Raw genomic sequence first — 6341 nt, 5'->3', positions numbered from 1 at the left:
GAGAAGCTGTGGGAGAGCTGGCGGTACACGGCAGATCTCGACGCGGAACAGACCGTGGTCGAGACACCGCGTGGCCTCGGTGATCACGTCGAGTGCATCCGCGACGCCCCGATCAGCGGACTCTCGGAGATCAGCATGCACCTGTGCATCATGCAGATCGACCGGTACGTGGTGCAGGCCTACGCCAGGCAACTGGCCGATCTACACCAGAAGATGTCAGCGCAATACGTGTTGCTGACCGCGAACTGAGCCGTCCCGAACAGGGCCGGCGCACCGAGGGCACCGGAGACGGACACACGAAGGGCTGGGGGAATGCGAAAGTTGAGAGTTGTCCTGACCGTGTTGGCGGTCGTCGTCGCGGGAGCGAGCGGGTGTTCGTCCACGGTCACCGGTACGGCCGTGCCCGGCCTGTTCCCTGTGGATCCGGCTACCTTGCGGACAGGCGGCTACGTGCCGGAGCCCACCGAATTCGATCCCGACATCGACGGAATCCCCGAAATCCGGCTCATCGAGGCCAGGCGCATGCTGGGCCACCTCGTGCACTCGGTCGACGTGGACCCCGAGATCCACGAATTGGGCGACGTCGAGTTGTTCTGGAACGGTGAGCGACTGGCCCAGTCAGACACGTTCCCGGCGGAATACCAGCCCGCCGCGGAACGCAACGGCCTCGTCGCGGGCGTGTACGTGTCACGGACCAACGGCGACCTGCGCAACCGCAAGAAGCTCATCGTCTCGGTCCTGCGCTTCCCCACCCAAGCCGCGAGCAGGCAGGCCGCGCTCGACTTCGATGCCGTCACCGGCGCCGAGCCGAATCGGCATCCCGTCATCGTGGCGGACTTTCCCGAGGCGCGTACTTCCTCCGCCGATGACCTCACCGCCATCTCCTATCTGGCCCACGACGTTTACCTCGTGGTGGTGAACGCGGGCGTCCCACAGCCGAATCCAGAGGCCCTGGCCGAGGTCACCGGTAAGACGCTGGAACTGCAGATCCCAGCGCTGGACGAGCATGTGCCCATCCCGCTGGACGACCTGCTCGACATCCCGGCCGACCCGGACGGCATCATGCGCCGCGCCTTGCCCGCGGCAGCGGGAGACCCGTTCTACAGCGACTCCGATTTCGGCGCACTCACCCCGGACGCCCAATTGCACTTCGAGCGCAAGCCCGCCGAGGTGGCACGGACGATGCGTGACAGCGGAGTCGATCTGGTCGGCCGCCGGGGCGGAGTGGTCTACCGCACCGAGGATCTACCCGCCGCGTTCCGCCTCCAGACCACCCTGTCCCAGAGCGACCGTGGCGACGAAGAGCTTCCGTCGCCGCCTGGGCTGGACGACGTGCGCTGTCTGAAGCTGGCCGAGACCGATCCGGTCCGCAACTTCAACGCCCAGTGCGTCATCGTCTACGGCCGTTATGTGGCCGTGGTGTTCGGACTCATCCCCTCGACCGCTCGCATCGACCCGTTGCTGTACGAACGCGCCGCCGCCCAGTACGCGATCCTTGCCGAAAGCGAGTGACCGTCATGAGAACCACCACCGCAGGCCGCATCCTCGCCGCCGGACTCGCGGCCGTTCTGCTCATCGCCGGATGCTCGGACGAGTCCGGCGCAAACGCCGGCGGACCGACCTTCGACCTCACCCAACTGGATCCGGGCAACTACTCCACCACACCCCGCGACCAGGAACAGGCTCGGACCGAGCACACCGGCGCCATGCTCGAGGCCGCGCGACTCGGCACGGCACTCCCCGCAGCCGTCGACATCGACGCCCGCCTGGTACATCGCAGTTCCATCTACGTCGACCGCCGGATCACGCCGATCCTGCTGCCCAGCGATATCGCCCTGATCGAGCGCGCCGAGTTCGCCCAGCTCACGCCCGGACTGGTCGCGGGATGGCAGAGCCGGGGGCAGCGCAGACAGGGCATCGGGCTCGGCACCGCGCTGGAGATGGTCACCCTCCGGTTCGACTCGGCGGCAGCCGCGGCGAACGCGGCCGGACTCATGTCGGCACGTGCCCAACAGAAGTGGCCGGACGACACCCCTGTCACCGTTCCAGACTTCGGTGAGGCGCAAGCACGGTGGTCCACTCAGCACCGCCGGGTCGACGCCCAGCTCGTACGCGACGACATGGTGCTTCTCGTCCGAGCCGAGGATCCGGTGTCCGAACCGTCGGAACCGACCGCCTCCACCACCCTCGTCCAGCGGGCGCTGCGGGCGATCCTCGACGGACTGTCGGACTACACCCCCACCCCCGCCGACCAGCTCGACTCGCTCCCCATCGACACCGACTCGATGCTGGCCCGTACCCTGCCTCTGGAGAACACCGCGCAGTTCACCGGCGACACCGACCCGTCGATGGTGCTGCCCAGGCAGGCCTGGCTGCATTCGGCGCTGCGAGCCGACCTGGCGAAGACCGCCTACGCCGACACCGGCGTCGATCTCGTCGCGATCTCCGGCGCGGTCCTGTACCGGGCCGCTGATGCCCCGGCAGCGGCCCGGCTCCTCGCCGCGCTCGCCGACGCCGAGTCGGCACGGTACGCCCCGATCGACTCCCCACCGAACATGGCCGGTGTGGGCTGCTACGACCGCAAGGACCCGAAATCGTCGGCGGACCGGTATCCCCCGACCTGTTTCCTCCATGTCGGCCGGTACGTCGCGGTTGTCGAGGGCGCCAATACCCAGCAGGACCACCAGCGCACGGCTGCTCAGTACGGTCTGCTCGCCGAGGCCTGACCACAGCCGGTGCCCGGTGGCCGGGGCCGGGCCCCGTACGCCCGACCGGACGACGGGTCGAGATCGTTCGCCCTGCTTGCTAGATTGCTCCGAGGCGCGAGTCCGGGCGTCGAGTTCACCGAACCGCCGCAGCCGGGCGCCGACCATCGCGATGAGGGAGGATCGAATGGCTCTGCGGCCCGGAGCGATCGTCGGCGGCTACCGGGTGATCAAAGTGCTGGGCAGCGGCGGAATGGGCACGGTGTACCTGGCGCAGAACCCGATTCTGCCGCGCAGGGACGCACTCAAGGTGCTCAGCGCCGAGCTCTCCACCGACGCGGAGTTCCGCGCACGGTTCGAGCGCGAAGCCAATCTGGCCGCCGGACTCGACCATCCCAATATCGTCACCGTCTACAACCGCGGCGAGGAGGACGGCCAGCTCTGGATCGCGATGCAGTACGTCGACGGCGTCGACGCCGCGGCGGAAACCGCGAAGGGGCCCGCGGTGATGACGCCACAGCGGGCACTGCGCATCGTCTCCGAGGTGGGCAAGGGCCTCGACTACGCTCACCGGCGCGGGCTGCTGCACCGCGACATCAAGCCGGCGAACTTCCTGCTCTCGACGGTCGACAGCGAGGACGAGGAGCGCGTGCTGCTCACCGACTTCGGCGTCGCGAAGTCGGCAGAGGACGGCCAGGAGTTGACCGCCACCGGAAACTTCATGGCCACGGTCGCCTATGCGTCGCCGGAGCAACTGCTGGGTGAGCGCCTGGACCACCGCTCGGACATCTACAGCCTCGGCTGCTCCTTCTATCGCATGCTCACTGGCCAGAACCCGTATCCCTCCACGGTGCCCGCCGTGGTCATGATGGGTCATCTGCACGAGCCTCCACCGCAACCGAGCACCGTGCGCTACGGGGTGCCCGCCGCACTCGACGCCGTGATCGCGAAGGTGCTCGCCAAGGATCCCGCCGCCCGCTACTCGACATGTCGTGAGTTCGTCCAGGATGCCGAGGCCGCCCTTTACGGCAGGCCACCGGCGGCCCCGGCTCCGACGACCCAGCCCCGGGTACCCACCGCACAGTTCACCTCACAGCCGCGGATACCCACCGCTACGCATACGATCGGCACGGGCCATTCGCCGACCGTCACGCCCTACGACCCCACGGACCAACACCTGGTCGACACCCTCCGCAACGGGCAGCCGCGCAGGTCGAAGGGACGAGCACTGCTGCTGCCCGTCATCCTCACCCTGGTGGTGGCGGCCGTGGTCGCCGCGGGCACCTACTTGCTGACCAGGCCGAATTCCGACGGCGGCGACTCCGGTCGGCTTGCCGCCGTCCGCACCGAATATCCGCAGTTCCAGGGCAAGACGGTGACCGCGTTCAATTTCGGTGAGTCGACATTGTCGGCGGTGCTCACACCGAGTTCCCAAGCCCGCTTCCTGGAGGAGATCGGATTTCGCTACAGCCAGGCCTACAAGGCGGTGGGCGACGAGAAATCGCCTCGTCCGCTGTCGGTTTCCGCCTACAACACCGAAGTCGACTCCGACGTGGTGATCGTGCTGCGCACCGACAGCCAGGCGGGCAACGGTGGTCTGCGCGGCCTGCCCAATGCCATCATGAACAGCACGGCGCGGATCGTGGTCGTCGACGATCTCGCGACGGTGCAGGCCTTCCAGGTATGGACCGATCAGTCGCCCGATCTGCTGGCCGACAACATGGTTCCGGTCATCGCGAAGGTGGTCGGCCAGTAGCGCGGTACACACCGCCGTTCACCTGCGTCGTAGTGATCACGCACGCTCGCGCGCGCTAGCGCTACCTGGACCGATTGAGCTAGGGTGATCGGAGCCAGCCTGGCGGATCACGTGTGCCGAGCAGGGGGGAAGGAGGGGAACGAGCGCTGGCGCCGACCGACGTGCAAGCACCGCGGTCCGAGATTTGCGGGGGTAGTCGTCGAGGCCCCTTCTGCGGTGTCCCAGTCGGTGAGACCTACGGACGCATTCGTGCCATCGGCAATTCGCTCCGGTGATTCCGCGAGTCGCACAGACCGCGGCGGACAGACGGCAGGACCGGTGGGGAGGCGATGTCGATGTGAGCGGATCGACGGAACCGCCGAGAATTCGATGGAACCGATCCGGCGCGGATCGCGTCGAACCATACAGACGGATCGGCTGGGCACCTACCGGGTGGATCGAGAACCAGTCGGCCGAGAACACATACAGGAGGAGCCGCAATGGCTGAAGCAGGCAGTCTTGATGCCAGCCCCGAACTGATCGCCCAGAAGGCGAAGGAGTTCCAGGAGCAGCACTCAAACCTGATGGCGGCCATCCGTACGCTGAAGGCGGATGAGGACGCCGTCACGAACGGGGCCAACTGGAAGGGCCAGGCGCGCGACGCGTTCAACGCCTTCATGGAGCGCTACTACTACCAGGCCGACAAGCTGAACGACAAGCTGCTCGAGACCTCCGAGAAGCTCATCAAGGCCGGTTCGTCGTTCGCCGACCAGGACACCGATTTCGCCCAGAAGGTGCAGTCTCAGGTCTCGAGCCTGGATCTGCACCCGGAGTAATCACCGCAGATTCGCATTAAAGGAGCCTGACAACCATGTCGCAGCAAATCTCCGCCAATTTCGCCGGCGTCGAGGACGGTGCCCGGCAGATCATCAAGCGCGCCGAGGGCATTCGGGACGAGCTCGAGCAGTTCCACAAGAAGGTCGAGGAATTCGTCACCACCAACTGGAAGGGTGCGACGAACGAGGCCTTCGCCAGCCTGCAGCGCACCTGGCAGCAGAACGTCGACCAGCTCAACACCACCCTGGCCGGCGCCGGCCAGCTGGTGAGCAGCGGCAACTCGGAGCTGCAGAGCACCGACTCCGCGCTGGCCAACCTGTTCTGATTCAGCGATTCGGTTCGGGGTCTCGGGCATGGCGCCTGGGGCCCCGAACGCGTTTCCGGGGTGTCTTCGAGCCATTGAGCTTGTTTCTCGGGGTTGTTCTCCGGTGCCTCGAACGGACCGATCACCTACGGCTGCACGTCGATCGACGTGGCAAGCTCTTCGCAGCTGGGTTCCAGCACCGCCCAGTCGTCTTCGGCGACGTACTGGCAGCCGATGCTGACCTGGGTGCCGTGTTCGAGCAGGACGTGCCAGCGGACGGTGGAACCGCCTTGGGGGCGTTCGATGTAGGACAGGCCGGAGCGGCCCGCGAAGACCACGTCGCGGCGCAGGTCGCCGAGGGAGGGTTTCTGCTGCATCTGGGCTTCCAGGTCGGCGGCGATGCGGGCGTAGCCCGCGTCGGCGGCTACCCGGGTCTGGGTGACGGTCAGGCGCAGGCGGGAGCCGTCGTCGGGGCCGAGGTCGACGCGGGCGGAGGTGGCGCCGGGGGATGTCACGTGCCAGCCGTCGGGGACGCGGAAGGTCACCGGGCCGAGGGTGTGGGTGGCCGGGGCCGCCGCGGCTGAGCTCGTCGTGGCCGGGGGGGGGGCCGGCGATGGGGTGGCGGCGGGGGCCGGGCCCCGGGGGGGGGGTGGCGGCGCCTCGGGGCCTCCCGGGGGGGGGGCTTGGGGGGGTACCCCGGCGTCGGCGGCTACCCGGGTCTGGGTGACGGTCAGGCGCAGGCGGGAGCCGTCGTCGGGGC

The 6341-nt window shown here is 67.8% G+C and carries 7 protein-coding genes; 6 read left to right on the top strand and 1 reads right to left on the bottom strand.

Translation table 11 applies throughout. The features are described 5' to 3' along the window. The 6 genes from QH283_RS05435 to QH283_RS05410 form a co-directional block, all read left to right on the top strand. Positions 1 to 249: DUF7373 family lipoprotein (locus QH283_RS05435; protein ID WP_432420666.1), on the top strand; the 249-nt coding region annotated here is incomplete at its 5' end. A gap of 63 nt (positions 250 to 312) precedes the next feature. Beyond that, complete coding sequence (locus QH283_RS05430) at positions 313 to 1512, top strand: DUF7373 family lipoprotein (protein ID WP_432420665.1); 1200 nt, start codon at positions 313 to 315, stop codon at positions 1510 to 1512. A gap of 5 nt (positions 1513 to 1517) precedes the next feature. Next, positions 1518 to 2726, top strand: coding sequence for a DUF7373 family lipoprotein (locus QH283_RS05425; RefSeq protein ID WP_280501913.1), 1209 nt, complete (start codon positions 1518 to 1520; stop codon positions 2724 to 2726). A 166-nt stretch (positions 2727 to 2892) separates the two neighbouring features. Continuing rightward, positions 2893 to 4461 (top strand): serine/threonine-protein kinase, encoded by a 1569-nt coding sequence (locus QH283_RS05420; RefSeq protein WP_280501912.1) that lies wholly within the window; start codon positions 2893 to 2895, stop codon positions 4459 to 4461. Between the two features lie 479 nt (positions 4462 to 4940). Further along, positions 4941 to 5276, top strand: a complete 336-nt coding sequence (locus QH283_RS05415) for a WXG100 family type VII secretion target (protein ID WP_280501911.1) — start codon at positions 4941 to 4943, stop codon at positions 5274 to 5276. 35 nt (positions 5277 to 5311) lie between these two features. Beyond that, positions 5312 to 5602: a WXG100 family type VII secretion target gene (locus QH283_RS05410; protein WP_280501910.1), complete on the top strand. Its 291-nt coding sequence runs from the start codon at positions 5312 to 5314 to the stop codon at positions 5600 to 5602. A gap of 125 nt (positions 5603 to 5727) precedes the next feature. Here the strand turns inward: QH283_RS05410 and QH283_RS05405 are convergent. Next, a partial coding sequence (locus QH283_RS05405) for a type VII secretion-associated protein (protein ID WP_280501909.1) occupies positions 5728 to 6341 on the bottom strand: 614 nt, incomplete at its 5' end.

Source organism: Nocardia farcinica, assembly GCF_029867845.1.
Lineage (GTDB): Bacteria > Actinomycetota > Actinomycetes > Mycobacteriales > Mycobacteriaceae > Nocardia > Nocardia farcinica_A.
Note: the sequence above shows the minus strand (reverse complement) of the source record. Positions and strands in the feature narration are given on the sequence as shown.